Below are 24,278 nucleotides of genomic sequence, written 5' to 3' on the forward strand. Positions count from 1 at the left end.
ACGATTCCACGTCTCACCGGCCGGATCACTTCCCCGGCGACGCGTGCAGACGCATCATCGCCTTTTCCATCTCACCCTTGACGACCAGGTCGACGATGTCGAGCGACCGCGACATGGCGTCGTCGATCTGCTCCTGCTCTTCCTTGCGCGGTGGCTTAAGCACGAAGTCCGCGACTTGCTGCTGGCTACCAGCCGGTTGCAGCGTGCGGGGATGTCCAATGCCCAGACGCAGGCGCCAGAATTCCGGCGTCGTCAGATGTGCGGCAATATCCTTGAGGCCATTGTGCCCACCGCTGCCACCGCCGCGCTTGAGCTTGACCGTGCCCGGCAACAGATCGAGTTCGTCGTGCACGACGAGGATCTCGTCCGGCAGGATCTTATAGAAGCGAGCGAGTGCGACGACCGACTGCCCCGAGCGGTTCATGAAGGTTTGCGGCTCCAGCAGCCACACTTCCTGCCCGGCGACGCGCGTACGCGCGGCGAAGCCGTGGAAGTTCTTCTGGCTGGTGAGCGATGCGCCGCATTGCTGCGCCAGCGCATCGACGAACCAGAAACCCGCGTTGTGACGCGTCGCAGTGTATTCGGCGCCCGGATTGCCGAGCCCTACGATCAGCTTGATCATTTCGGTATCAGGATCTTGGTACGCGTCATGGTGACATGCGTACCGCCATAAAAAAACCCGCCGGACATGACATCGCGGCGGGTCTTGCGTCCAGCGTCGCCGCTGAATGCTGGCGAACGAGGCTTAGGCAGCCGGCGTTTCGCCTTCGGCCGAAGCGGCAGCTTCGTCAGCAGCAGCGCCAGCCGGTTGCACGGCTTGTGCGACCACCGGGTTTTCTTGCTCGACGTGCAGCGTCAGCGTCACGCCGGCGGGCAGCTTGACGTCCTTGGCATGAACCGTCTTGCCAGCTTCCAGCGTCGACAGGTCGACTTCCAGGAATTCCGGCAGCTTGCCCGGCAGGCAGCTAACGTCCAGATCGTTCAGCGTGTGGCTGATCACGTTCGAAGCCAGCTTCACGGCCGGGGCGTTTTCTGCGCCCAGGAAGTGCAGGGGCACCTTGACGTGGATCGGCTTGTTCGCGTCGACACGTTGGAAGTCAACGTGCAGAACCAGTTGCTTGAACGGGTGGTACTGCACATCGCGCAGCAGCACTTGTTCGGTCTTGCCGGCGACTTCCAGCTCGAGAATCGACGAGTGAAAAGCTTCTTTACGCAGGGCGTGCCACAGCGCGTTGTGATCGAGTTCGATCAGTTGCGGAGCAGCTTCACCACCGTACACGATGCCTGCGGTCTTACCGGCATTGCGCAGGCGGCGGCTCGCACCCGTACCTTGCAGATTACGCTCAAAAGCGACGACTTTCATAACAACTCCTTGAACTGCCCGCGACCAGGCAGCGATTTCTTCCTGAATTTCCCGCCAAAAAACACGGGTTTCAGGAACGACAAAGGCGGGGATAGGCTCCCCGCCGACATAACAACGGCGCCACACAGGCGCCGTCGCAAAATTTTACCGAACGCTTATTCCGCGAACAGCGACATCACCGAGTCGCCACGACGGATACGCGAGAACGTCTCGGCCAGCAGGTTCGCACAGCTCAGTTGGCGAATCTTGCCGCCCTTCGAGTCGTCGCGCAGCGGGATCGTGTCGGTGACGACCACTTCATCCAGCTCCGAGGCGTTGATGCGCGCTGCGGCACCGCCCGAAAGCACCGGGTGCGTACAGTAGGCATACACCTTCTTCGCGCCACGTTCCTTCAGCACTTGTGCGGCCTTGCACAGCGTACCGGCGGTGTCGACCATGTCATCCATGATGACGCAGGTACGGCCTTCGACCTCACCGATGATGTTCATCACTTCAGCGACGTTGGCCTTCGGACGACGCTTGTCGATGATGGCCAGATCGCAATGCAGTTGCTTGGCGAGGGCACGGGCACGGACCACGCCGCCGACGTCGGGCGACACCACCAGCAGGTTTTCGTGGTTCTGCGCGCGCACGTCTTGCAGCAGCAGCGGCGAAGCGTAGATGTTGTCGACCGGGATATCGAAGAAGCCCTGAATCTGGTCGGCGTGCAGGTCCATCGTGATGATGCGTTCGACGCCTGCGATTTGCAGCATGTTGGCTACGACCTTCGCCGAGATCGCCACGCGCGCCGAGCGGGGGCGACGATCCTGACGGGCATAGCCGAAATACGGGATGGCAGCGGTGATCCGGCCGGCAGAAGCGCGCTTGAGCGCGTCGACCATGATCATCAGTTCCATCAGATTGTCGTTGGTCGGAGCGCACGTCGACTGGAGGACGAAGACGTCCTTGCCGCGCACGTTTTCCTGAATTTCGACTTGAATCTCACCATCCGAGAACCGGCTGGCCATGGCTTTGCCGAGAGGGATACCGAGAGTATCGACGACCGCTTGGGCCAAGGCGGGATTGGCGTTCCCGGTGAATACCATCAGGTTATCACTACTCATCTGGCTACCTGCGGGACGTTTGGATGCTGAGACTTTACGACAGAAGAAATTGGCAGGGGAGGAAGGACTCGAACCCTCGTATGCCGGAATCAAAATCCGGTGCCTTAACCAACTTGGCGACTCCCCTACACTAACCGATGCCTTCGCTGCGTCGTAGGAAACGCAACAAAGTAAAACCCTTTTACGCGAAGGCGAACATTGGATGTTCGGCCAGGCTAGTGGTCACTTGACCCATCCAGCGCTCTGGCAATCGCTTGCATGCCGCTTCCGCATCTGCTTTCGTGTCGAATACGCCAAACACGCTAGCGCCGGATCCCGTCATACGTGCAGTGGTGAAGGTTCTGAACCAGTCAATCACAGCAGCGACTTCCGCGTATTCTCGAGTGACAACCGCCTGCATGTCGTTACGGAAAATTTCATCCGTTTCGAACACGTTTTTGTTGGCGTGCTCAAGAAAGAACGCCATTGTGACGATCTTCGTATCCCTTGTCAACAGGGGATCCGTAAATATTTTGTTGGTTGCGACGTGTACGCGCGGGTTCACCACGAGGAAGTGGCGCTGCGGTAAATCCACGGCGTGCAGCTCTTCGCCAAGGCCCTCTGCGAAGGCATTGCGGCCGAAAACGAAAAACGGCACGTCTGCACCGAGTTTCAGGGCCAATGTCTGGAGGGTTTCGCGCGGAAGATCGAGTTGCCACATGCGGTTGAGCGCGAGCAACGTCGTCGCGGCGTCGGAACTGCCGCCACCAATGCCACCACCGGCCGGCAAGCGCTTCTCGATGCCGATATCCACGCCGAAACGCACGCCGCAGTGTTCTTGCAGCAGGCGCGCGGCGCGCACCGTCAGATCGGTCTCCGGCGGCACGCCGGGCAGCGGATTCGTGTGAACGATCTGCCCGTCGTCGCGGCGCTCGAAATGCAGCGTGTCGGCCCAGTCGATCAGTTGAAAGACGGTTTGCAGTTCGTGATACCCGTTAGGCCGTTGCCCGACGATGTGCAGGAACAGGTTCAGCTTGGCCGGGGCCGGGCAGTCACGCAGGATTTCGTACATGGCGAGGCAAAAAACGGAAGACGGTGAATGGGTGGGGGAGCGGGGCGCAGGCTTATTCGTCGATCACGAGTCGCACGGCGAGCGGAGAGCCGTCGAGATCGCGCGACAGATCGACACGTTTGACGCGCAACGGTGTGCCGTCGAAATATGCCTGATAGTCGATGGTCCAGCCATCCTGCGTCAGATGGGTGGGGCGCTGCGTTTGCGGATCGCGTTCGATGCTCGCCTGCGACCCCGGCGCACCCTGCATGCGTAGCCAGTAACGCAGGCCGCCCACAGGCAACGCGAAGCCGAGCGCATCGTGCATCACATCTTCGAGACGAGGCCCGGTGAGCGGTGCTTTGCCCGGCAGTTCCAACGAGGCACTTCGCGGATTCTCGCGCACGATCGCTTGCGTCTGACCCAGCGGGTCGAGCAATTGGACGGTGGCGTTCTCGCCGTTCTGCTGCCAGTCGAAATTGCCGTACGTATTGCGTGCTTCGCCATTCTGCTCGTAACGCACCGAGAAGCGGCCGCGGTAGTGTTCGACGGTGGTGCCCGCAGTCGGCTCGACGGGTGTTGGCGGTGCGAGGCTGGCACATCCTGTTGCGATGACGCTCGCCGCGCAGGCCACCACGAGGGCGGCCGCACGAACGAACTTCGATGCGTCGGCACGGCGTGTCACCGGGCGCGACGCGAATAGAGACTTCTCGACCATACGCACTAACGTCATTACGGTCATTACGGCGCGACGTTGTAACGCTTCATCGTCGAGCGCAGCGTGTCGTCGTCGCCATCGAGCTTGAGCGCTTCGCGCCAGGTCTTGCGCGCTTCGTCTTGCTGACCCGACTCCCACAGCACTTCGCCCAGATGCGCGCCGATTTCCGCCTGCGCCTGAATGCCGTACGCACGGCGCAGCAGTTCGAGCGCCTGCGACTTGTCGCCAAGGCGGTACTTCACCCAGCCGAGGCTGTCCATGATGTACGGATCTTCCGGCGAGAGCGACGACGCTTTTTGCAGCAGCTTGAGCGCTTCCGGCAGTCGCGTATTGCGTTCCGTGAGCGAGTAGCCCAACGCGTTGTACGCCTGCGCGTTATCCGGCTGCGATGCCATCACGCGACGCATCGCCTTTTCCATCACGTCATAGTGCTTGTTCAGTTCGGCCACCATGCCGTACTGATAGAGCAGGTCGGCATCGTCCGGATGGTTTTTGACTTCGACGGCGAGCAACTTCTCCGCATCGTCGTAACGCTTGGATTTGACCAGCAGATCCGATTCGGCACGTTTGAGTGCAAGTTGCTCACGCGGCTCGCTCGACTTGATGCCATGCAACAGCGCACGGCCTTCCTCGAGCTTGCCCTGATCCGCCAGCAACTGCGCGCGGCCGATTTGCGCCGGCAGATAGGCGTTGCTGTCTTCGCGAATCTTCGAGAGCCACTTGTCGGCGGCCGGGTAGTCCTTGCGGTCCTGTGCGATCTGCGCGAGGTAGACGTATGCCTGCGCGCCGTCGGTGTTCTGCTGCTCGGCTTCCGTCGCGTACTTCTGCAAATACTGCTCGGCCTGTTCCGGATGGTTGGCGTGCAGGTTCAGCAGCGCGAGCGCCATCAGCGTCGACAGTTCATGCGGGTAACGCTTTTCCAACGTTTCGAATTGCTTTTGCGCCGCGTCGAGCTGATTGTCGGCGAGCAGCAACTTGGCGTAGGCGAAGCGAGCTTCCTTGGCGTTCGGATTCCGATCGAGGAACGACTTCAGGCTGGCGATCGCGCCGGTGCGCTCCGCCGGACCCATCTGGCCGTAGAGCAGGGCTGCGGCTTCGTAATCGGGCTTGAGCTTGAGCGCAGTTTCGAGCGACGTGCGTGCGCCGGCGGTGTCGCCTGCGTCGAGCTGCGAACGGGCGATGGCCAGTTGCGCTTCCGGACGCTGCATGTCGTTCGCCAGCATGCGCTTGAGCGAGTCGATGCCGGTGGCGCGCTCCGGACTGCGGGCGATCATCTGCTGCAATTCGAGGATGGCCTGGCCGCGACGCGCTTCGGGCACCTTGTTCAGTTCGTCGACCAGCAGCGGTTCGGCCTCGGCCAGATGGCCGGTGCCGACTTCGAGGCTGGCCAGCAGTTGGGTCGCCGGACGCCACGACGGATCGAGCTGATGCCACAGCTTGGCGGCAATCAGCGCGTCGCCGAGCTGGCGTGCGCCGAGTGCGATCTCAACCGCGCGGCGCGCCATGCGCGGATCCTTCGTGCGGTTAGCGAGGGCGACGTAGGTATTGAAAGCGGGGGCCAGATTGCCTTGTTGCAGGCTCAGTTCGGCGGCCATCACTTCGAAGACGATCTCGCTGCTAAGCGCAACATTCGGCAGCTTCTCACGCGGGACGTTCGCATTCGGTGCGACGTCTTCGCTGTCGACATCGGTGGAAGCACCGCTCGCGGCACCCGGTGCGCTGGCCTTGGCGGGCGCGGCAGGTGCCTTGGGTGCGGTCTGCGCCGCCGGTCCGGATTGGGCGAAGGCGTTCGAAGATGGCAGGAATGCCATGATTGCGCTGGCGCAGGTCACGCCAAGCGCCGTGGCTCCGGCCCAGGCCCCGCGAGCCAGGGCGCCGCGCAGGCGCAAAACCACGGGTGCCACGGTTTCCGCAGTACGGTCAGCGGCGGGAATGGACTGGAATCGGGTGTTCGGCATAGGGATCCACGGCAGGTTTCGAGCGATTGTAGCGCGCCCGATACAATAGAGTCTAAATCCTCAGCAAACGTTCGCAGGCATGCCTGAACTCCCAGAAGTCGAAGTCACCCGCCGCGGTATCGCGCCGCACGTAGCCGGCACGCGTATCGCGCGCATCGACGTGCGTAACGGGTCGTTGCGCTGGCCGGTGCCCGATGGGCTCGACGCCCTCCTGCGCGGCGAAACGCTCATCGGCGTCACCCGTCGCGGCAAGTACCTGCTGCTCGAATACGCGCCCGGCTGGTTGCTCGTGCATCTGGGCATGACCGGGACGTTGCGCGTCATGCCGGAACCGCAGTCGCTGCCGAGCGCAGGCGTTCACGACCATATCGACCTCGTCTTCGAGCGTTGCGCGCTGCGTTATCGCGACCCGCGCCGCTTTGGGGCAGTCCTCTTCCATCCGCGCGCGTCGGGCGATGTGCTGCTGCATCCGCTGCTTGCAAGTCTTGGCGTCGAGCCACTGACCGACGACTTCGACGGCGCTTGGCTTTACGCGGGCACGCGCGGACGCACCGTCTCCATCAAACAGGCACTGCTCGCGGGCAGCATCGTCGTGGGGGTGGGCAATATCTACGCCTCGGAGAGCCTGTTCCGTGCAGGCATTCATCCACGCATGGCAGCGGGCAAGCTGTCGCGCCCGCGTGCCGAGAAGCTTGCGCAAGCCGTCAAGACGGTGCTCGCCGCTGCGATCGAGAAGGGCGGCAGCACGTTGCGAGACTTCGTCGGCAGCGACGGTCAGAGCGGCTATTTCCAGCAGGAGTATTTCGTCTACGATCGCGCGGGCCAGCCGTGTCGCGTGTGTGGCACGACGATCCGGCAGATCGTGCAGGGACAGCGCTCCACGTTCTTCTGTCCGAAATGCCAGAAATAAATTAAAGCTTCTCCCGAAAACCCCATGAAAGACGCCCCCAACGACATCGCCGTCGGTACGCTTGCGGACACCTTCGCGCAGCGTCTGATCGCCTGGCAGGCCGAACACGGCCGTCACGATCTGCCGTGGCAGAACACGCGCGACGCCTACCGCATCTGGCTGTCCGAGATCATGCTTCAGCAGACGCAGGTCGCCACGGTGATCCCGTATTACGGCCGCTTTCTCGAGCGCTTCCCCGACGTCGCCGCACTGGCCAGCGCACCGCAAGACGATGTGATGGCGCTGTGGAGCGGTCTTGGCTACTACTCGCGTGCGCGCAACCTGCATCGTTGCGCGCAGGTCGTCGTAGAGACCCACGGCGGACGTTTCCCATCAGACCCTGAAACGCTCGCCACGCTGCCAGGCATTGGCCGGTCCACTGCGGCGGCGATTGCCGCATTTGCCTACGACGCGCACGCCGCCATCCTCGACGGCAACGTCAAACGGGTGCTCGCGCGCGTGTTCGGTATCGAAGGCTTCCCGGGCACGCCGAAGATCGAGCGAGAGATGTGGACGCTGGCGGAATCGCTGTTGCCGCAAAGCGATTTGCCAGCCTACACGCAAGGGATGATGGACCTCGGCGCGACGCTGTGCGCCCGCGGCAAGCCACGCTGCGGCGAGTGTCCGTTCGACAGCGATTGCGTCGCGCATGCGACGGGGCGCGAGCGGACGTTGCCGACCTCCAAGCCGAAAAAGGCGCAGCCGGAGCGCTATGTCGACGTGCTGGTCATCCGCGCAGGCGATCGCGTGTTGTTCGAGCGACGTCCCGACAGCGGTATCTGGGGTGGTCTGTGGAGCCTGCCGGAACTCACGCCGCCGACCGACGCACGCGACGCCGACGACGCGTTACTGCGCGAGCGTCTGACGGGGCATGCGGCGGCACTTGGCGCGAAGGTCGGCGCGGTGCAGTCGCTCATGCCGCTGCACGGTCTCACGCACGTCTTCACGCACTTCAAATTGCATTTGCGACCGTGGATGGTGACGCTGTGCGCATCATCAGCGACAGCGGCAACATCGATCGACGATGCCAACCGTTCATGGCTGGATGGGGAGGGGGTCGCGGCCGCCGGGTTGCCGTCACCGATTCGCAAGATCGCCGACGCGCTGTCGCTGCACGGTGTGAACGACGGTCAGTTGTCGCTGCCGGCGTAAGCCAGCCGGCGACCCTTCACTTCGTATCGATGGGGGCGAGTTCGCGGTGACGCACGAGCACGCTCGCTTCGTCGCGAAAGCGCGCGCCGAGCGTCTCGGAGATAAACACGGAGCGATGCTGCCCGCCCGTACATCCGATGGCGACCGTCAGATAGCTGCGGTTGTCGCGCATATAGCTCGGCAACCACTTTTGCAGATAGGCGCCGATGTCGTTGATCATCTCGTCCACTTCGGGAATGGCGGACAGGAAATCGATCACGGGTTGATCGCGCCCGGTCAGCGGGCGCAATTGCACGTCGTAATACGGATTGGGCAGCGAGCGGACATCGAAGACAAGGTCGGCGTCGAGCGGCACGCCATGTTTGAATCCGAACGATTCGAACATCAGCGTGAGGCCGGTCTGATCGTGTTGCACGAATTCGCGAATCCAGCGGCGCAGTGCACTCGCGCGCAGATTGCTGGTGTCGATCTGATGACCCAGCTCGGTGACGCTGCTGAGCATCTCACGCTCTTTCTCGATGGCTTCGACAAGCGAGCCGGTGGCCGAGAGCGTGTCGTCGCCAGTTGCGGAAAGCGGGTGACGGCGGCGCGTCTCCGAGAAGCGCTGCACCAGCGTTTGCGTGGTCGCATTGAGGAACAGCACACGAACGTCATGGCCGAAACGGCGCAGGCCGCCAATGATCGGCGGCAGATCGGCGAGCGAGCCGCCGCTGCGCGCGTCGATGGCGACCGCGAGGCGCGTGTAGTGTTGTGTTCCGAGGTAGACGGCGAGTTCAGGCAAAAAGCGCGACGGCAGATTGTCGACGCAGTAGTAACCCGCATCCTCGAGGACGTTCAGGGCGAGCGATTTGCCCGAACCGGAGACGCCGGTAATCAGTACGATCTTCATGACATTTCCCGAATACAACCATCATGGTAAGCGATTGTGTCGTACGGGTGTCGCGTAGGCAAAAACTAGGGAGTTTCTACCGTTTTCGCTGCGTTTTCGAGAATCCCCGTTCTGCAAGCGAAAACGGCGCCCGCATGGGGCGCCGTCAGGCTCGTCAGGCGTAAAACTTAGGCCGCCGGAGCGTTCGACAGGCACTGCTTCATGAACGCCTTGCGATCGTCGCCCTTCTTGCCGCTCGCTTGCGTATTGCAGGTCTTCATCTTTTCCTGCTGCGTCTGCTTGGCGGCCGGTGCGGCCCCGCCAGCGGACAGACACTGCTTCATGAAGGCCTTGCGGTCGTCACCCTTCTTGCCGGTCGCTTGCGAGTTGCAAGCCTTCATCTTGTCTTGTTGGGCGTTGGTCGCTTTGGGGGCAGATGCCGGGGCGGCGGCCGTTTGAGCGAACACGGGCGATGCGAGCAGCGGGGATACCAGAAGCAGTGCAGCGAGTGCTTTTTTCATGATCGTCTCTCCAAAAGGTCGTGACGCGCGGGCACGGGGATGAACCGCGTTGCGATTACAACATGTTAGAAAACGCGCCGCAATCGCGCGGCGTTGACAGAAAAACGCAAAAATAGCGGTATACCCGGAAGGTTTCGGCGGATTCGGCGGACTCGGTGGATTCGGGCCGCCGAATCGCGAACGCTCAGAGCAATTTGCCCTGCATGCCGTCCGGGTCCTGCATGGCCTGGCGCTGACGCTCCATGAAGTCCTTGAGCGTATCGATCCCGCGCAGTTGCAGAATCGTGTTTCGCACGGCCGCTTCGACCAGCACGGCGAGGTTTCGCCCGGCGGCCACTTGCAGAATCACCTTGTTGATCGGCAGGCCCAGCACGTCGACCGTCTGCGCTTCGAGCGGCAGGCGCTGGAATTCGCCATCGGGACGGCGCACCAGTTGCACGATCAGCTTGAGCTTCATCTTCCGGCGCACAGCCGTCTCACCGAAGATGGTCTTGATGTCGAGCAGACCGAGACCGCGCACTTCCAGCAGGTTTTGCAGCAGCGGCGGGCAGCGGCCTTCGACGAAATCCGGCCCGAGACGCACGAAATCGACCGCATCGTCCGCCACCAGGCCGTGTCCACGGCTGATCAGTTCCAGACCGAGTTCGCTTTTGCCGAGACCGGAGTCGCCGGTGAGCAGCACGCCCATGCCCAGAATGTCGATGAAAACGCCGTGCATCGTGCAACGCGGCGCGAAAACGCGAGAAATGTACAGACGCAGGCTGTCGATGACGGAGGCCGTCGACAGCGGCGTGGTGAACAGCGGGGTGGAGGAGCGTGTACAGCGCAGCACCAGATCGGGCGGCGCTTCAAGGCCGTCTGCCACCACGAGGAACGGCGGTTCCAGCGCGATGACTTCACCCATGTGACGCTTGCGGTTTTCGTCCGTAAGACGCTGGTAGTAGCGTAGCTCCGCTTCGCCGAGCACCTGAATCCGGTTCGGGTGGATGAGGTTCAGGTGGCCCACGAGGTCGGCGCTGGAGGTGGCCGTAGCCACGCTCTCCGGCGTAAAGCCGCGCTCCCAACCTTCATGGCCCGTGAGCCACGACAGACGCAACGTCGCGGCGTTGTCGTCGAAAATGCTTTGCGCGTTGATGCCGGTCAGTTCCACCGCGTCGCCTCGTTCGGTTGGGTGTGGGAGCTACGGAATTCGTGTGTGTTCGCGGCGATTCGTACCGGTGCGCAGACGACTCGGGACGACTCAGGGCTTCCAGTTCGTCAGCGCGGTGTGGACATCTTTGGCGCTAGGCGCGTTGATCAGGATACTGCGCATCTCGGGGTCCGAGAGCAACTGGGCAATTTCGGACAGGATTTCGAGGTGCTGCTGCGTCGCCTGCTCGGGCACGAGCAACACAAACAGGAGGGAAACCGGCTGACCGTCGGGCGCTTCGAACGGAATGGCCTCTTCCAGGCGGATGAACGCGGCGGCTGGGACCTTCAGGCCTTTAATGCGTCCATGCGGAATCGCCACGCCTTCTCCAAGACCCGTCGAGCCGAGACGCTCACGGGCGAAGAGATTGTCGGTTACCACAGCGCGAGAAAGCCCGGCATTGTTCTCGAAGAGGAGGCCGACCTGTTCGAACAGGCGCTTCTTGCTGGTAACGGACAGTCCAAGCAGGATGTTGGACTCGAGTATGAGTTTGGCTAAACGGTTCATCTTGTAATGCGGGCGAACGCTTAGTCGCCCTCCAACCCCCGATTGACCTCGCATTATAGACCACTCGCCGCCGCGCTCGCGGCAAGTCACGGAAGTGGGGCGAACCATACAAAAGGGGCCGTTCAACGGCCCCGCGGTGGGTGATGCCAGACTTACAACAGACGGATATGCGCTCGGGTGGTTCCTTGCGGGTTTTCGTCGGTATCAGCCAATGCGATTACCACGCCTGAAGATGCTATTGCAGCGGTTCCGCCTCAGGAGGAAGTTCGTGGTGCTTGATGGCCTCGCGACCGTGATCCTGAACCTTGTCCTTGTACTGCATTACCTTGCGGTCGAGCATGTCGATCAGCTTGTCGATGGCGGCATACATATTCTCGTCACACTTCTCGACGAAAATTTCTTTGCCCTTGAGAAACACCGTGACGCTCGCGATCTGGCGTCCGCTCTTCTCCTTGGTCTTGTCGACAGAGAGGATCACCTCGGCGCCGATTAGCTGGTCGAAATGATTCAACACGCGGTTAAGCTTGTTGACGACAAATTCGCGCAGCGAAGGCGTGAGTTCGAGATGGTGTCCACTGATCTTCAGATTCATAGCTGCTCTCCTTGCTGAAATGCCGAAGTGCAGGCCGCGTCAACGTTGACGCTGGCTAGCGAGGGTGCGAGCCATTGACGTGACGCAATGTCGCACTGCGGCGTTATGCCCCAGCGGCCAACATGGCGCACCAGGACTGTCCTACAAAGATTTGCGCAAGTTCACTGCGGGGATTCGCATGGCCTCGCGGTACTTCGCGACAGTGCGCCGCGCCACCACAAAACCTTGCTCTGCCAGCAGTTCCGCGATACGGCTATCGGAAAGGGGGCTCTGCGGGTCTTCAGCTCCTATGAGTTGCTTGATGAGTGCGCGGATGGCGGTCGATGACGCAGCGCCTCCGGCTTCCGTTGCCACGTGTGATCCGAAGAAGTACTTAAGCTCGAAGGTTCCAAATGGAGTGAGCATGTACTTACTCGTCGTCACCCGTGAAATCGTGGATTCATGTAAACCCAGCGTATCAGCAATCTCGCGTAAAACCAAGGGCCGCATGCCGATTTCGCCATGCGTGAAGAAGTTCTTTTGACGCTCGACAATCGCCTGCGCCACCCGCAGGATCGTGTCGAAGCGTTGCTGGATGTTCTTGATCAGCCAGCGCGCTTCCTGCAACTGCTGTTGGAGGTTGCCGGTTCCCGGATCGTTCCGGTTATTTCGGAGAATGCGCGCATACATCTCGTTGATGCGCAGACGCGGCATCACTTCCGGATTCAGCTCCGCCGTCCAGCCGCTCCCTTGCTTGCGTACCAGCACGTCCGGCACGACGTAGTCGGCCTGAGGCGAGCCGTAAGCCGAGCCCGGGAAGGGGTCCAGCGAGCGAATCAGCTGATGCGCGGCGCGCAGACCGTCTTCGCCGACACCCAGCAGGCGGCGCAGACGCGTGTAATCGCGCGCGGCCAGCAGTTCCAGGTGATCGGTGACGATGCGCAGCGACAGGGTGCGCACACCGCTTGCGGGTAGTCGCTGGAGCTGTAGACGCAGGCACTCGGCCGGACTGCGGGCACCCACGCCCGCCGGATCGAAGCTTTGCAGCAGCGCCAGCGCCGCGTTGATTTCTTCCGTTTCGAGCGCCAGCTCTTCGGGCATTTCGGCCTGAATCTCGTCGAGCAGGCTACCGAGGTAGCCGTCTTCGTCCAGCGATTCGATCAGGAATTCCACCAGCGCGCGGTCGCGCGGACTCGCCTTGGTCAGGCGCAGCTGGGCCAGCAGATGTTCGCGGAGATTGGGGTGGTCGACATGCAGTTGCGGACGCGCATTGTCGTCGTCGTCCGATGCGCTGCCGGAGCGGGCGAAGTCGTTCAGGCTCCAGTCGCTGCCATTGTCCGACGCGTTGTCGTCGAAGCGGGCCTCGCCATCGAGTTCGCGCGCTTCGTCGTGGCCGTTGGCGGACTCGTGGCCGTTGTCGTTCGAACTGCTGGACGACGAACTCCGCTCGTTGCGCAGCGACCCGTCTGTGCCCACACGTACCGAACCGGCGAGCCAATCGTCCTCGCGTTCGAGCATCGGGTTCTGGGTGAGCGCGTGCTCGACTTCCTGTTGGAGTTCGAGCGTCGACAGTTGCAACAACCGGATCGATTGCTGCAACTGCGGCGTGAGGGTCAGGTGCTGCGAGGTGCGGAGTTGAAGAGTCGGTTTCATAGCGGTCTCGCCTTCATTGTAGAGGCTTTGTCACGCCAACGGAACCGTCCCTGACTCCTATCGGAGGCAGGGTTTACATGCGAAAAATCTGCTTTACATCCGGAAATTTTCGCCCAGATAGACGCGACGCACGCTTTCGTCGGCAACGATCTGGTCAGGCGTGCCGGCGGCGAGCACCGAGCCTTCGCTGATGATGTACGCGTGATCGCAGATACCCAGCGTCTCGCGCACGTTGTGGTCGGTAATCAGGACACCGATGCCTCGGTCCTTGAGAAAGCGCACGATCCGCTGAATTTCCAGCACGGCGATCGGGTCGACGCCCGCGAACGGTTCGTCGAGCAAAATAAAACGCGGCTGTGTGGCCAGGGCGCGTGCGATTTCCACGCGACGACGCTCGCCACCCGAGAGCGACATCGCCGGATTTTCGCGCAGATGGCCCACTTGAAGCTCGTCGAGCAGGGCTTCGATGCGGCGTTCGATTTCGTCGCGCTTGAGGGGTTTGCCCTGTGCATCGACCTGCAATTCGAGCACGGCGCGAATGTTGTCTTCGACCGTGAGCTTGCGGAACACCGACGCTTCCTGCGGCAGATACGAGACGCCCATGCGGGCGCGCTCGTGGATCGGCAGTTCGCTGATGAGGTTGCCGTCGAGCTGGATTTCGCCATCGTCGGCAGGCACCAGTCCCACGATCATGTAGAACGAGGTTGTCTTGCCCGCGCCGTTCGGGCCAAGCAGACCCACGACCTCGCCGCTCTTCACGTCGAGCGACACGTCCTTGACGACGGTACGCGCGCCGTACTGCTTCTTGAGCGAGCGCACGACGAGCGCGCTGGGCTTGCCCACCGGGGCGTTGCCCGGGTTGATGGTCGAGGCGTTGCTATTGGCAGAATTACTCACGCGGATTCCCGATGTTCTTGGAAGGCGACAGCGGCGGCAGGTCGCCCTTGGGCGCGGTGGCCGGCTTGCTGGCAGCGCCCGGTGCCTGCGCCTGCGCGCCCGTGGCGTTGCGCGGTGCGAGCGTGGCGCGCACGCGACCGTTCGGATTGTTGGGGTTGACCTGATCGGCGCCGCTGTTGGCGGTGTAGACCTCATTGTAGGTGTCGTACGTGATCACGCTGCCGTGAATCTCGTCGAGCACCTTGGTGCCACCGGCCAGGCGCTTGAGCGTGGCCTGCGTGGTGAGCGTCGCGACTTCGGTCTTGCCGTTGTAATAGATGGTCTGGCCCCAGCCGTCGATGTACTCATCCATGCCGTCGCGTTTCTGACGCATGTAGGCGAGCGGGCCGCCCGGCTTGTAGTAAGCGGTGGCGTACTGATAGCCCTCCGGATCCTGAGTCACTTCGACGCGATCGGCCTTCAGGAGAATCGTCCCCTTGGTCATCGTCACGTTGCCGGTGAAGATGTTGACCTGCTTGAGGTCGTCATAGCTCATGTGGTCCGACTCGATATTGAGCGGCTTGTCGCGGTCGGCGCGTTCGGCGTGGGCCAGCGGTGCAGCCAGTGCGCCAAGAACGGCGAAGGCGGCGGCCAGCGCGCGAAGCGCACGCAGCGATACAGTGGCGGGTCGCAGTGAAAGGCGATCGGTCATGGGGTCTTGGGGCCCTGTGGAGTCTGAGATGGCGCGCGCGGAGCGGTCGGCTTAACAGGCAGTGTGGACTGGCCTGACGGCGGCGGGCGCTTGGCGCCCAGTTCCGCCGGCTGGATCGTGCCGTGAACATTGCCGAGCAATTGTACGGCGCGCGAGATGTTATTGAAAATCATGCCGTCGCCATACATCACGGACGACCCGCGGAACAGCTGCACCGGCTTCTCGGTGCGCACGATGTCTTCGTTCACGAGCACCTGGAAGTGCTCGGACAGCGCACGCATTTCGGGATCGCGCGGCCCCGGCTGACGCACCACGACCGCGTCGTCGTACAGATCGACGATCGACATATCGGCGTTGAGCGTGCCACGCTTGCTCGTGGCGGTGACTTCGGGCTGATCCGGCGTGAAGGCGCGCACGGCGGGCATCGTCATGGCCGTGGTCTGGTCGTCTTCGAAGTGCGTCATGTGGACGGCGTTGACGCGGTACTGCGTCACCCCGTTGGGCGCGAGCATGGAAATCACCATGTCGTCGGCGTAGTAATCGGGGATGTGCTGCTTCACGTACGGCGCGCGGTCGGCGTCGGACGGCAGCGTGCGCTGAACGAGCCAGTACGTGCCGGCGGCAAGGCTTGCCAGGACGGCAATCGCGATCAGCGAAGCGGGCGAGACGCGTTGGATGGCCATGAGTGGATCGACTCTCCCGGCGCGTCAGGCGATGGCTTCGGCGAGCAGGGCGTCGTAACGCCCCTGCGCGCGCAAGATGAAGTCGCACAACTCGCGTGCAGCCCCTTCGCCGCCGCGCGTACTCGCGATCCAGTGACAGCGTGCCTTCACTTCGACATGCGCATTGGCCGGGCAGGCGGCGAAGCCTACACGCGTGAGCACGGGCAGGTCGGGCCAGTCGTCGCCGATATGTCCGCAGACGTCGGCCGTCACGCCCACTTTGGCGCACAGGTCTTCAAACGCGGCGCGCTTGTCGTGCACGCCCTGATAGACGTGTGCGACACGTAGATCCGCGGCGCGTTTGGCGACGATATCCGACTGGCGTCCCGTGATGATGGCGGTGACGATGCCGGCTTCGCTGAGCAACTTCAGGCCGTGACCGTCGAGCGAGTCGAAGGTCTTGATGACTTCGCCTGTCGGGCCGTAGCGCAGGCCGCCATCGGTCAGCACGCCGTCGACGTCGAACACCATGACGCGCAGACGCGCCGCGCGTTGCGTGGCAGCGGCGACATCGAACTGAGCGATGCCCGAAGTATTGGCGGGATTCGGTTGACTCGTTTGACTCATTGGCAGAAAACTCACACGACCTTGGCGGCGAACAGGTCGTGGACGTTCAGGGCGCCGACAAGGCGGCCGTTTTCCGTCACGAGCAACTGCATGATGCCGAAGCGTTCCATCAGTTCGGCGGCTTCTGCGGCGAGCTTGTCCGGATCGATGGTGCGCGGATCGGCCTTCATGACGTCGGCCAGCTTCAACGAGGTGAAATCGAGTGTACGCTTGAACAAACGACGCAAGTCGCCGTCCGTGAAGATACCGACGACGCGATCGTCGGCATCCACGATGGCGGTCATGCCGAGACCCTTGGCGGTCATCTCGATCAGGGCGTCGGAGAGATTGGCGTCGGAGCGCACGCGCGGCACGGCGTCGCCGGTGCGCATGACATCGCGCACGAAGGTCAGCAACCGACGGCCCAGCGCGCCACCCGGATGCGAGCGGGCGAAGTCTTCCGCGCCGAAGCCGCGTGCGTCGAGCAGCGTGACGGCGAGCGCGTCGCCGAGGGCGAGGGCGGCTGTGGTGCTGGCGGTGGGCGCGAGGCCCAGCGGGCAGGCTTCTTTCTCGACGTGCGCGTCGAGATGCACGTCGGACAGACGGCCAAGGCTCGATGCGGCGTTGCCGGTCATGGCGATGAGCTTCGCGCCAATGCGCTTGATCATCGGCAGGATGCTGACGAGCTCACCCGTTTCGCCGGAGTTGGACAGGGCGACGACGACGTCGTCGGCCGTGATCATGCCCAAATCGCCGTGGCTGGCTTCTGCGGGGTGAACGAAGAATGCGGGAGTGCCGGTGCTGGCGAACGTGGCAGCGAGTTTGCGGCCGATGTGGCCGGACTTGCCCATCCCGGTGACGACGACGCGCCCACGGCAGGCAAGCAGCAGCGAGACCGCTTCGAAGAAGCTGTCGTCGAGGTGCGCGGACACGCGTTCGATGGCGTCGGCTTCAGTGCGCAACACCTCCCGGGCGACCTCTAGTGCCCGGCCTGGATTGATTTTCGCTATCATGCGCGGAGTATATCAAAACGGACGTGGCGTCGAAGGACAGCCGCGCCACGTCTGGCCCTGCGCCCCGCCCAGCGCCATTCGGGACATCGCCCGAACCGGTCCGGTTTCCTCTCCCGTGGCCGCCGTCCGGACGTACGCTGGCACGGCCCTTGCATGACATTGGCAAGACAACGCACCCCGCTCACCCGGATTCACTCAGGAAACCGACCCTAGCTGATGGCATCGCCGCTCGAACTCACTCTCGTATTGTTATTTGCCGCCTGCGTCGGGGTGGTGCTGTTTCGCATGCTCCATCTGCCGCCGATGCTGGGCTATCTCAGCGTGGGCATCGTCATCGGCCCGCATGCGCTGGGGCTGGCCGCCGATTCGCAGCGTGTGCAATACCTCGCGGAGTTCGGCGTCGTCTTCCTGATGTTCTCCATCGGCATCGAATTCTCATTGCCCAAGCTAAAGAGCATGAGAAGAGTGGTGCTCGGACTCGGCGTTTCACAGGTTCTCGGGACGTTGCTCGTCGCCGTCGGACTGGGCGCACTCGTCAACCTGTTCTGGTCGTTCTCATGGCAGGCCTCGGTGGCGCTGGGCGGCGCGCTCGCCATGTCCTCGACGGCCATCGTCACCAAGATGCTCGCCGAGCGGCTTGAACTGGAGACGGAGCACGGCCGCAACATCATGGGCGTGCTGCTGTTCCAGGATCTGGCCGTGGTGCCGTTGCTGATCGTGATCTCCGCGCTCGGCGGCAACTCGAAGGCGCTGGTGCTCGCCCTCTCGCTGGCGGCGCTCAAGATCACCGGCGCACTGGCGTTGCTCCTCTGGATTGGGCAAAAACTCGTTGGACGCTGGTTCCACATCGTGGCCGCGCGTCGCTCGCAAGAGCTCTTCATGCTCAACCTGCTGTTGCTCACGCTGGGGCTGGCCTACATCACCGAGCATCTCGGGCTGTCGATGGCGTTGGGCGCGTTCATTGCGGGCATGCTGATTGCCGAGACGCCGTTTCGCCATCAGGTGGAAGACGACATCAAGCCGTTTCGCGACGTGCTGCTCGGCCTGTTCTTCATCACGACCGGCATGCTGCTCAATCCGGGCATCGTACTCAAGCAGCCGTTGCTCGTGCTGTTGTTCTTCATCGGTCCGCTGATCGTCAAATTCACGCTCATCGCAGGGCTGGCGCGTCTGTTCGGCAGCCCGCCGGGCACGGCAATCCGCACCGGGCTGGGGCTGGCGCAGGCGGGCGAATTCGGCTTCGTGCTGCTCAATCTTGTGATCGACCGGAGTCTGCTCGACCCGTCGCTGTCGCAGGCGGTACTCGCCGGGATGTTGCTCTCGATGCTGTGCGCGCCGTTCCTCATCATCAACGCCGACCGCATTGCGCTGCGCTTCGTCGCCAACGAATGGATGATGCAGTCGTTGCAGATGACGAAGATTGCGACGCAGAGCATCAAGACGTCGGGGCACGTGATCATCTGCGGTTACGGCCGATGCGGTCAGAACCTGGCGCGCATGCTGGAGCAGGAGGGGATCGGCTACGTGGCGCTCGACCTCGACCCCGACCGCGTGATGGAGGCCGCCAGTTCCGGCGAGACCGTAGTGTTCGGCGACGCGGCCCGGCGCGAAGCGCTCGTCGCGGCGGGGATTCACCGGGCGGCGGGGATTGTGGTGACGTACGACAGCACGCCGGCGGCGCTCAAGGTGCTCGCGCAGGTGCAGGCATTGGAGCCGACGCTGCCCGTGGTTGTTCGCACGGTCGACGATACGCATATCGACGACCTCATCGCCGCCGGGGCCACCGAAGTCGTTCCGGAAATCGTGGAGGGGAGCCTGATGCTCGCCTCGCACGCGCTGGTGCTCATGGGCGTGCCGATGCGCCGGGTGTTGCGTCGGGTGGCGCAGGCGCGTAACGAGCGCTACAGCCTGCTGCGCGGCTACTTTCACGGGCTGGACGACGAAGACGAAGGCGGCGAGCGCGAGCAGGTGCGCCTGCAATCGGTGCCCCTCACGCTCAACGCGGCGGCCGTCGGCCGCACGCTCGGCGAGCTTCGGCTGGACAAACTCGGGGTGACGGTGACGGCGATCCGCCGCCATGGCATTCGCGGCGTGGAGCCGGTGGCGGAGACGCGTCTGATGGCCGAAGACATCGTGGTGTTGCGCGGCCTGCCCGACAAGCTAGTGGCAGCGGAGACGCGGTTGCTGGGACACGATTAGGGCGGCAACCCGGGACGCCGACCCGGGACGCCAAATCGGGCGGAAAGTCGGACCGTCACAGGGAGGCCGGGCCTTTTTGGCATAATGTGGCGTGTTCCCTATCAGTACCGAAAGAAGGATCCCCGTGCAGATCGACGAGTCCCCTGCCGCCTATATCAAAAGCCAGATCCGCACCGTGCCGGACTGGCCCGCACCCGGCGTGCAGTTCCGCGACATCACCCCGTTGCTCAAGAACCCGCGCACCTTGCGGGTGCTCATCGATGTGTTCGTACATCGCTACATGGCGCAACGCCCCGACTATATTGCGGGTCTCGATGCGCGTGGCTTCATTCTCGGCTCGATCCTCGCGTACGAGCTGAACATCGGATTCATCCCCATTCGCAAGAAGGGCAAGCTGCCCTATCAGACGGTCGCCGAAGAGTACGAGCTGGAATACGGCAGCGCGACCGTAGAGATTCACGCCGACGCCTGCGGTCCCGGCGACCGCGTGCTGCTGATCGACGATCTGGTGGCCACGGGCGGCACGATGCTTGCCGGTAAGAAGTTGCTGGAGCGCCTCGGCGCGACGGTCATCGAGGGGGCGGCCATCGTCGACCTGCCGGAGCTGGGCGGATCGAAGCTGATTCGCGATGCCGGGCTGGATCTCTTCCTGCTGTGCTCGTTCGAAGGGCACTAAGCGTACTGAGCGCACTGCGCGCACCGAACAATTTCTGACCTTCCGACCCGGACGCACCGATGCCCAATCTCTGGCTGTTCCTGCTGACCTCGGTGGCTATCACGCTTGCGCCCGGGCCCGACAACATGCAGGTCATCGCGCGCGGTATTGCGCAGGGCCGCCGCGCGGGACTGGCCGCTGCGGCCGGTTTCACCTTCGGCTGCCTTTTCCACACGACGATTGCCGCAGTGGGCCTCGCGGCCGTGCTGCGCTCGTCGCCGTGGGCGTTCGAGACGATCAAGCTGCTCGGTGCGGCCTATCTCATCTGGATCGGCATCAAGGCGCTGCGCGCGCGCGGTGCACTGACGCTGGCGAACGACACTGAGCCGCAGTCGCTCGGTGCCGTCTTCCGTCAGAGCGTGTTCGCGAACATGCTCAACCCGAAGGTCACGCTGTTCTTCCTCGTATTCCTGCCGCAATTCGTGAGCGCCGACGCCGCTCATCCGGGCTGGCAGATGGTGCTGCTCGGCCTCGTGTTCATGGCGCAGACCATCGTCGTGTTCAGCGTCTACGGCTGGTTCGCGGGCGTGCTGGGGACGTGGCTCAAGCGTCGTCCGGGGGCGGGGCGCTGGCTCGACCGCGTGGCCGGCGCGATCTTCATCGGTCTGGGATTGCGTGTCGCGTTACAGGGGTAATGCACGACACGTGACGTTCCCGTTTTCGCGGACGTCGTCCCGTCATTCGTAGTCCAACTGATATTGCTCGATCATGCTTGCCGAACAACGCCAACAATACGTGCTCGAACAACTTGCCAAGACCGGGGCGCTGGCGATCAGCGATCTGGTGCGGGAGCTGGGTGTGTCGCGCGAGACCGTGCGACGCGACCTCAACACGCTCGCCGCGCGCGGTCTGCTGCTCATGACCCACGGCGGTGCGCTGGCCGCCGACCGGAGTGAGCCCGACTGGACGCTGCGTGAGAACGTCAACGCCGTGGGCAAGCGCGCCATCGGCGTGCGCGCCGCGGAGCTGGTGCCCGACGGCGCGTCGGTCATCATCGACTACGGCACGACCACGCGCGCTGTCGCACAGGCGCTGCTCTCCAAACACCGTCTTCGCATCTACACCAACGACTGGCAGATCGCGCGCCTGCTCGGACGCCATCACGACAACCGCGTGACGCTGCTCGGCGGTGAGTTGCAGGACAACGAAGACGCCGTGCAGGGCTGGGACGCCATCAACCAGATTTCGCAATATCACGCCGACTTCGCATTCATCGGTGTGGGCGGCGTGACGGAAGACGGCGGGATCACCGATTTCAACCGCGCTGCGGCCGAACTGCGCGCGCGCATGCTGCTGTGTGCGAATGTGTCGGCCGTCGTCGCAGACCACACCAAGTTCGGTCGCGTGACGCCCGTGCGCATCCGTCACTTCGAAGCGGCCCGCTATCTCATCAGCGACGCTGCCCCGCACAAGAGCATGCTGGCCCAGCTTCGCGCGCGCGGCCCGGAATTGCTCATCGCCTGACGACGACCGGTCCGTTCGGGACCGGTCTTCTTTCTCTCTCGTCCCATTACTCAGTCGCACATCGCAGCGCCTGCTTGCACACGTGTGCCTTAGGTCGCCACAGCACGCCACACGTCGCCACGACGCGTTTCGCTCCCTGAAAATCTTTCCCGCCAAACACGCCGCGAGGGGCTTGTCGCACGGCCCTATGCGGTGGTTTTTCCTGTCGATACGTGTTCGTCAGGATGCCAAAAATATGTAGACAAAGTTGGCGAATGGGAGCGGCGACGCCCCCGCATCATGTCACCCTTCCTGACGTAGTCAGCTTTTCTCTGACACGTTACATCACCCCGAAAACGTTGCCAAACCATTGAACACATAAGGGTTTTGGCTGGGCGAAAAAAAGCTGATCGATTGTCACTGTCTTGTCATCCGGGCTTTTTAGACTGCGTTCACTTTTGGCACAAATTGCCACAAAACAGCTAGTCGAGCGATGCGAGCGACAACGCCTCAAGGAGGACGTCGCAAGTCACAGAGCATTGGGGCCGACCGGCGAACTGACTCACAGGTGAACCGTGGACGAAGCGATTCGAATCGAGCGACTGACCAAGACCTTCGGGAGCCGCCGTGCACTCGACGAAGTGGCGCTCAAAGTCATGCCGGGCGAAATGATCGCCCTGATCGGGGCCTCCGGCTCGGGCAAGTCGACGCTGATGCGTCACATCGCGGGCTTCGTACCTGCCGACCAGCAGCCGGGCAGCATCGAAATTATGGGTCGTCCGATCCAGCGCGACGGCCGCATCGTGCGCGAAGTGCGTCAGATTCGCCGTGACATCGGCTTCGTCTTTCAGCAATTCAATCTGGTGGGCCGCCTGCCGGTCATCACCAACGTACTCACGGGGCTGCTGGCTCGCGTGCCGCTGTGGCGCAGTCTGATGTTCCGCTTTACGACCGCTGAGCGTCAGGCTGCCCTTACGGCACTGGCAGAAGTCGGCATCGCCGACTTTGCCTTCCAGCGCGCCAGCACGCTCTCGGGCGGTCAGCAACAGCGCGCGGCACTCGCACGCACGCTCGTGCAGGGCGCCAAGATCATTCTCGCGGACGAGCCGATTGCGTCGCTCGATCCGGAGTCGGCGCGCAAGGTCATGGACATGCTCGCGCGCATGAACCGCGATCACAAGCTGACGGTCGTCGTTTCGCTGCACCAGGTGGACGTTGCCATGCGCTACTGCGTGCGCACCGTGGCGCTGCATCAGGGCCGCGTGGTGTACGACGGCCCGTCCTCGGCGCTCACGCCGGACCTGCTGCGCCGTCTGTACGGCGTGCAAGCGGGCGAACTGCTCAACGAAAGCTCGGAAGATTCCGAAGCCTCGGCAACTGGCGAAGCGAAGCCGGCCGACGCGCAAGCCCCATTCCTCACCTCGATGTCCCTAAGCCTCACTTAAGTCCTATCTGACCAGGAGCTTGCTCTCATGAAACTGTGGAAAACCCTGCTGGCCGGCGCGGCCATGTTCGCCTCGGTAGCGGCGGCAAACGCGCAGGAAATCAACTTCGGCATCATCTCGACGGATTCCAGCGCAGCCCTGCGCCAACGCTGGCAGCCGCTGATCGACGATATGGAGAAGCAAACGGGCATCAAGGTGACCCCGTTCTTTGCCACCGACTACGCCGGTGTAATCGAAGGCATGCGCTTCAACAAGGTGCAGCTCGCATGGATGGGCAACAAGGGCGCGATGGAAGCCGTTGACCGTTCGCAAGGCGAGGTCTTCGCCAAGATCATGTATGCCGACGGCACCGAGGGCTACTACTCGCTGCTGATCTCGAACGCGTCGAGCCCGTACAAGACGCTCGACGACGTGATCAAGAACGGCAAGAAGATCAACTTCGGTCTGGGCGATCCGACGTCGACGTCGGGCACGCTGGTGCCGGGCTACTACGTGTTCGCGAAGAACAACATCGACCCGCGCACGTACTTCAAGACGGCGCGTAGCTCGAACCACGGCGCAAACCTGATGGCAGTGATCAACAATCAGGTCGACGTTGCGACGAACAACACCGAAGAGCTCAACAAGCTCGAAGCCACGCAGCCGGAGAAGGCCAAGCTGGTGCACGTGATCTGGAAGTCGCCGCTGATTCCGTCGGATCCGCTGCTGTGGCGCAAGGACCTGCCGGACGGCACGAAGAAGAAGATCCGCGATTTCTTCCTCTCTTACGGCAAGGACGCGCACGAGAAGGAAGTGCTGAAGAACATCTACAACTACGGCGGTTTCCGCGCGTCGTCGGATGCTCAGCTGCTGCCGATCCGTCAGCTCGAACTGTTCAAGCAGAAGGTGCAGCTTGAGTCGGACGCCAACATCGACGCCGCCAAGAAGAAGACGCAACTCGCCGACCTCGACGGCAAGCTGGCAGCGCTCGACAAAGAGCTGAACAAGACGAAGTAAGCCGGAAGAAGTCAGCAGGAAGAAGTCAG

Annotated in this window: 25 protein-coding genes and 1 tRNA gene; 8 read left to right on the forward strand and 18 right to left on the reverse strand. The window is 62.8% G+C overall.

All coding sequences use genetic code 11. From position 1 onward, the window contains the following. Positions 1-25: 25 nt before the first annotated feature. The 7 genes from pth to NTU39_RS03245 all read right to left on the reverse strand — a co-directional run bounded on the left by pth (position 26) and on the right by NTU39_RS03245 (position 6,172). Entirely contained in the window at positions 26-622 is a 597-nt protein-coding gene (gene pth / locus NTU39_RS03215) for an aminoacyl-tRNA hydrolase (protein WP_150665336.1), read from the reverse strand. 123 nt (positions 623-745) lie between these two features. Continuing rightward, positions 746-1,363 (reverse strand): 50S ribosomal protein L25/general stress protein Ctc, encoded by a 618-nt coding sequence (locus NTU39_RS03220; RefSeq protein WP_150575381.1) that lies wholly within the window; start codon positions 1,361-1,363, stop codon positions 746-748. A gap of 155 nt (positions 1,364-1,518) precedes the next feature. Beyond that, positions 1,519-2,466, reverse strand: a complete 948-nt coding sequence (locus NTU39_RS03225) for a ribose-phosphate pyrophosphokinase (RefSeq protein WP_039395490.1) — start codon at positions 2,464-2,466, stop codon at positions 1,519-1,521. A gap of 50 nt (positions 2,467-2,516) precedes the next feature. Next, positions 2,517-2,593 (reverse strand) — tRNA-Gln (locus NTU39_RS03230). 54 nt (positions 2,594-2,647) lie between these two features. Continuing rightward, complete coding sequence (gene ispE, locus NTU39_RS03235) at positions 2,648-3,517, reverse strand: 4-(cytidine 5'-diphospho)-2-C-methyl-D-erythritol kinase (protein WP_150665337.1); 870 nt, start codon at positions 3,515-3,517, stop codon at positions 2,648-2,650. 52 nt (positions 3,518-3,569) lie between these two features. Beyond that, entirely contained in the window at positions 3,570-4,214 is a 645-nt protein-coding gene (locus NTU39_RS03240; RefSeq protein ID WP_257959185.1) for an outer membrane lipoprotein LolB, read from the reverse strand. 23 nt (positions 4,215-4,237) lie between these two features. Then, entirely contained in the window at positions 4,238-6,172 is a 1,935-nt protein-coding gene (locus NTU39_RS03245) for a tetratricopeptide repeat protein (RefSeq protein WP_150665339.1), read from the reverse strand. A 79-nt stretch (positions 6,173-6,251) separates the two neighbouring features. Between NTU39_RS03245 and mutM the strand changes: the two genes are divergently transcribed. After that, positions 6,252-7,082 carry a bifunctional DNA-formamidopyrimidine glycosylase/DNA-(apurinic or apyrimidinic site) lyase gene (gene mutM / locus NTU39_RS03250; protein WP_150665340.1) on the forward strand — a complete coding sequence of 277 codons (831 nt, stop codon included), beginning with the start codon at positions 6,252-6,254 and terminating at the stop codon, positions 7,080-7,082. Between the two features lie 24 nt (positions 7,083-7,106). Then, complete coding sequence (gene mutY / locus NTU39_RS03255) at positions 7,107-8,273, forward strand: A/G-specific adenine glycosylase (RefSeq protein ID WP_150665341.1); 1,167 nt, start codon at positions 7,107-7,109, stop codon at positions 8,271-8,273. Between the two features lie 16 nt (positions 8,274-8,289). Here the strand turns inward: mutY and rapZ are convergent, their stop codons facing one another. The 11 genes from rapZ to NTU39_RS03310 form a co-directional block, all read right to left on the reverse strand. Further along, positions 8,290-9,162: an RNase adapter RapZ gene (gene rapZ, locus NTU39_RS03260; RefSeq protein WP_150665342.1), complete on the reverse strand. Its 873-nt coding sequence runs from the start codon at positions 9,160-9,162 to the stop codon at positions 8,290-8,292. 167 nt (positions 9,163-9,329) lie between these two features. Then, positions 9,330-9,662 carry a PsiF family protein gene (locus NTU39_RS03265; RefSeq protein ID WP_150661073.1) on the reverse strand — a complete coding sequence of 111 codons (333 nt, stop codon included), beginning with the start codon at positions 9,660-9,662 and terminating at the stop codon, positions 9,330-9,332. Between the two features lie 184 nt (positions 9,663-9,846). Next, positions 9,847-10,812, reverse strand: coding sequence for an HPr(Ser) kinase/phosphatase (hprK, locus tag NTU39_RS03270; RefSeq protein WP_039395509.1), 966 nt, complete (start codon positions 10,810-10,812; stop codon positions 9,847-9,849). Positions 10,813-10,902: 90 nt separating this feature from the next. Continuing rightward, entirely contained in the window at positions 10,903-11,358 is a 456-nt protein-coding gene (gene ptsN, locus NTU39_RS03275; protein ID WP_150575389.1) for a PTS IIA-like nitrogen regulatory protein PtsN, read from the reverse strand. Positions 11,359-11,593: 235 nt separating this feature from the next. Next, positions 11,594-11,950, reverse strand: coding sequence for a ribosome hibernation-promoting factor, HPF/YfiA family (hpf, locus tag NTU39_RS03280; protein WP_039395515.1), 357 nt, complete (start codon positions 11,948-11,950; stop codon positions 11,594-11,596). A 141-nt stretch (positions 11,951-12,091) separates the two neighbouring features. After that, a complete protein-coding gene (locus tag NTU39_RS03285) occupies positions 12,092-13,582 on the reverse strand; it encodes an RNA polymerase factor sigma-54 (RefSeq protein WP_150665343.1) in 1,491 nt (496 codons plus the stop codon). A gap of 93 nt (positions 13,583-13,675) precedes the next feature. Continuing rightward, on the reverse strand, positions 13,676-14,446 hold the full coding sequence (gene lptB / locus NTU39_RS03290; protein WP_150665584.1) for an LPS export ABC transporter ATP-binding protein: 771 nt from the start codon (positions 14,444-14,446) through the stop codon (positions 13,676-13,678). A 25-nt stretch (positions 14,447-14,471) separates the two neighbouring features. Then, on the reverse strand, positions 14,472-15,170 hold the full coding sequence (lptA, locus tag NTU39_RS03295; RefSeq protein ID WP_257959186.1) for a lipopolysaccharide transport periplasmic protein LptA: 699 nt from the start codon (positions 15,168-15,170) through the stop codon (positions 14,472-14,474). Continuing rightward, positions 15,167-15,853 (reverse strand): LPS export ABC transporter periplasmic protein LptC, encoded by a 687-nt coding sequence (gene lptC, locus NTU39_RS03300; RefSeq protein WP_150665345.1) that lies wholly within the window; start codon positions 15,851-15,853, stop codon positions 15,167-15,169. Before lptC ends, lptA begins: the two co-directional genes overlap by 4 nt. A 24-nt stretch (positions 15,854-15,877) precedes the next feature. Next, the gene (locus NTU39_RS03305) at positions 15,878-16,363 is read right to left on the reverse strand and encodes a KdsC family phosphatase (protein WP_246184674.1); all 486 of its coding nucleotides are present in this window, start codon (positions 16,361-16,363) and stop codon (positions 15,878-15,880) included. Positions 16,364-16,470: 107 nt separating this feature from the next. Further along, positions 16,471-17,451 carry a KpsF/GutQ family sugar-phosphate isomerase gene (locus tag NTU39_RS03310; protein WP_039395525.1) on the reverse strand — a complete coding sequence of 327 codons (981 nt, stop codon included), beginning with the start codon at positions 17,449-17,451 and terminating at the stop codon, positions 16,471-16,473. A 216-nt stretch (positions 17,452-17,667) separates the two neighbouring features. Here NTU39_RS03310 and NTU39_RS03315 point away from each other — a divergent pair, with 216 nt between their 5' ends. The 6 genes from NTU39_RS03315 (at position 17,668) to phnD (ending at position 24,249) form a co-directional block, all read left to right on the forward strand. Beyond that, on the forward strand, positions 17,668-19,650 hold the full coding sequence (locus NTU39_RS03315) for a monovalent cation:proton antiporter family protein (RefSeq protein WP_150665347.1): 1,983 nt from the start codon (positions 17,668-17,670) through the stop codon (positions 19,648-19,650). A 124-nt stretch (positions 19,651-19,774) separates the two neighbouring features. Continuing rightward, the gene (locus NTU39_RS03320; protein WP_084009576.1) at positions 19,775-20,326 is read left to right on the forward strand and encodes an adenine phosphoribosyltransferase; all 552 of its coding nucleotides are present in this window, start codon (positions 19,775-19,777) and stop codon (positions 20,324-20,326) included. Between the two features lie 59 nt (positions 20,327-20,385). Then, positions 20,386-21,000 carry a LysE family translocator gene (locus tag NTU39_RS03325; protein WP_257959187.1) on the forward strand — a complete coding sequence of 205 codons (615 nt, stop codon included), beginning with the start codon at positions 20,386-20,388 and terminating at the stop codon, positions 20,998-21,000. Positions 21,001-21,073: 73 nt separating this feature from the next. Continuing rightward, positions 21,074-21,829, forward strand: coding sequence for a DeoR/GlpR family DNA-binding transcription regulator (locus NTU39_RS03330; RefSeq protein ID WP_039395533.1), 756 nt, complete (start codon positions 21,074-21,076; stop codon positions 21,827-21,829). A 554-nt stretch (positions 21,830-22,383) separates the two neighbouring features. After that, positions 22,384-23,253, forward strand: coding sequence for a phosphonate ABC transporter ATP-binding protein (gene phnC, locus NTU39_RS03335; protein WP_150665349.1), 870 nt, complete (start codon positions 22,384-22,386; stop codon positions 23,251-23,253). Positions 23,254-23,280: 27 nt separating this feature from the next. Next, the gene (gene phnD, locus NTU39_RS03340; RefSeq protein WP_233326784.1) at positions 23,281-24,249 is read left to right on the forward strand and encodes a phosphonate ABC transporter substrate-binding protein; all 969 of its coding nucleotides are present in this window, start codon (positions 23,281-23,283) and stop codon (positions 24,247-24,249) included. The last annotated feature ends 29 nt before the right edge of the window (positions 24,250-24,278 follow it).

It is taken from the genome of Pandoraea commovens (assembly GCF_024704525.1).
GTDB lineage: Bacteria > Pseudomonadota > Gammaproteobacteria > Burkholderiales > Burkholderiaceae > Pandoraea > Pandoraea commovens.

What these genes read in the sequence shown, in the direction of transcription:
- NTU39_RS03265 (WP_150661073.1), bottom strand. Translation starts at nt 9,662, where the DNA reads ATGAAAAAAGCACTCGCTGCACTGCTTCTGGTATCCCCGCTGCTCGCA.
- mutY (WP_150665341.1), top strand. Translation starts at nt 7,107, where the DNA reads ATGAAAGACGCCCCCAACGACATCGCCGTCGGTACGCTTGCGGACACC.
- NTU39_RS03220 (WP_150575381.1), bottom strand. Translation starts at nt 1,363, where the DNA reads ATGAAAGTCGTCGCTTTTGAGCGTAATCTGCAAGGTACGGGTGCGAGC.
- mutM (WP_150665340.1), top strand. Translation starts at nt 6,252, where the DNA reads ATGCCTGAACTCCCAGAAGTCGAAGTCACCCGCCGCGGTATCGCGCCG.
- NTU39_RS03310 (WP_039395525.1), bottom strand. Translation starts at nt 17,451, where the DNA reads ATGATAGCGAAAATCAATCCAGGCCGGGCACTAGAGGTCGCCCGGGAG.
- lptA (WP_257959186.1), bottom strand. Translation starts at nt 15,170, where the DNA reads ATGACCGATCGCCTTTCACTGCGACCCGCCACTGTATCGCTGCGTGCG.
- hpf (WP_039395515.1), bottom strand. Translation starts at nt 11,950, where the DNA reads ATGAATCTGAAGATCAGTGGACACCATCTCGAACTCACGCCTTCGCTG.
- NTU39_RS03285 (WP_150665343.1), bottom strand. Translation starts at nt 13,582, where the DNA reads ATGAAACCGACTCTTCAACTCCGCACCTCGCAGCACCTGACCCTCACG.
- rapZ (WP_150665342.1), bottom strand. Translation starts at nt 9,162, where the DNA reads ATGAAGATCGTACTGATTACCGGCGTCTCCGGTTCGGGCAAATCGCTC.
- lptC (WP_150665345.1), bottom strand. Translation starts at nt 15,853, where the DNA reads ATGGCCATCCAACGCGTCTCGCCCGCTTCGCTGATCGCGATTGCCGTC.
- NTU39_RS03315 (WP_150665347.1), top strand. Translation starts at nt 17,668, where the DNA reads ATGGCATCGCCGCTCGAACTCACTCTCGTATTGTTATTTGCCGCCTGC.
- NTU39_RS03245 (WP_150665339.1), bottom strand. Translation starts at nt 6,172, where the DNA reads ATGCCGAACACCCGATTCCAGTCCATTCCCGCCGCTGACCGTACTGCG.
- pth (WP_150665336.1), bottom strand. Translation starts at nt 622, where the DNA reads ATGATCAAGCTGATCGTAGGGCTCGGCAATCCGGGCGCCGAATACACT.
- NTU39_RS03225 (WP_039395490.1), bottom strand. Translation starts at nt 2,466, where the DNA reads ATGAGTAGTGATAACCTGATGGTATTCACCGGGAACGCCAATCCCGCC.
- ptsN (WP_150575389.1), bottom strand. Translation starts at nt 11,358, where the DNA reads ATGAACCGTTTAGCCAAACTCATACTCGAGTCCAACATCCTGCTTGGA.
- phnD (WP_233326784.1), top strand. Translation starts at nt 23,281, where the DNA reads ATGAAACTGTGGAAAACCCTGCTGGCCGGCGCGGCCATGTTCGCCTCG.
- NTU39_RS03325 (WP_257959187.1), top strand. Translation starts at nt 20,386, where the DNA reads ATGCCCAATCTCTGGCTGTTCCTGCTGACCTCGGTGGCTATCACGCTT.
- ispE (WP_150665337.1), bottom strand. Translation starts at nt 3,517, where the DNA reads ATGTACGAAATCCTGCGTGACTGCCCGGCCCCGGCCAAGCTGAACCTG.
- NTU39_RS03330 (WP_039395533.1), top strand. Translation starts at nt 21,074, where the DNA reads ATGCTTGCCGAACAACGCCAACAATACGTGCTCGAACAACTTGCCAAG.
- NTU39_RS03305 (WP_246184674.1), bottom strand. Translation starts at nt 16,363, where the DNA reads ATGGTGTTCGACGTCGACGGCGTGCTGACCGATGGCGGCCTGCGCTAC.
- NTU39_RS03240 (WP_257959185.1), bottom strand. Translation starts at nt 4,214, where the DNA reads ATGGTCGAGAAGTCTCTATTCGCGTCGCGCCCGGTGACACGCCGTGCC.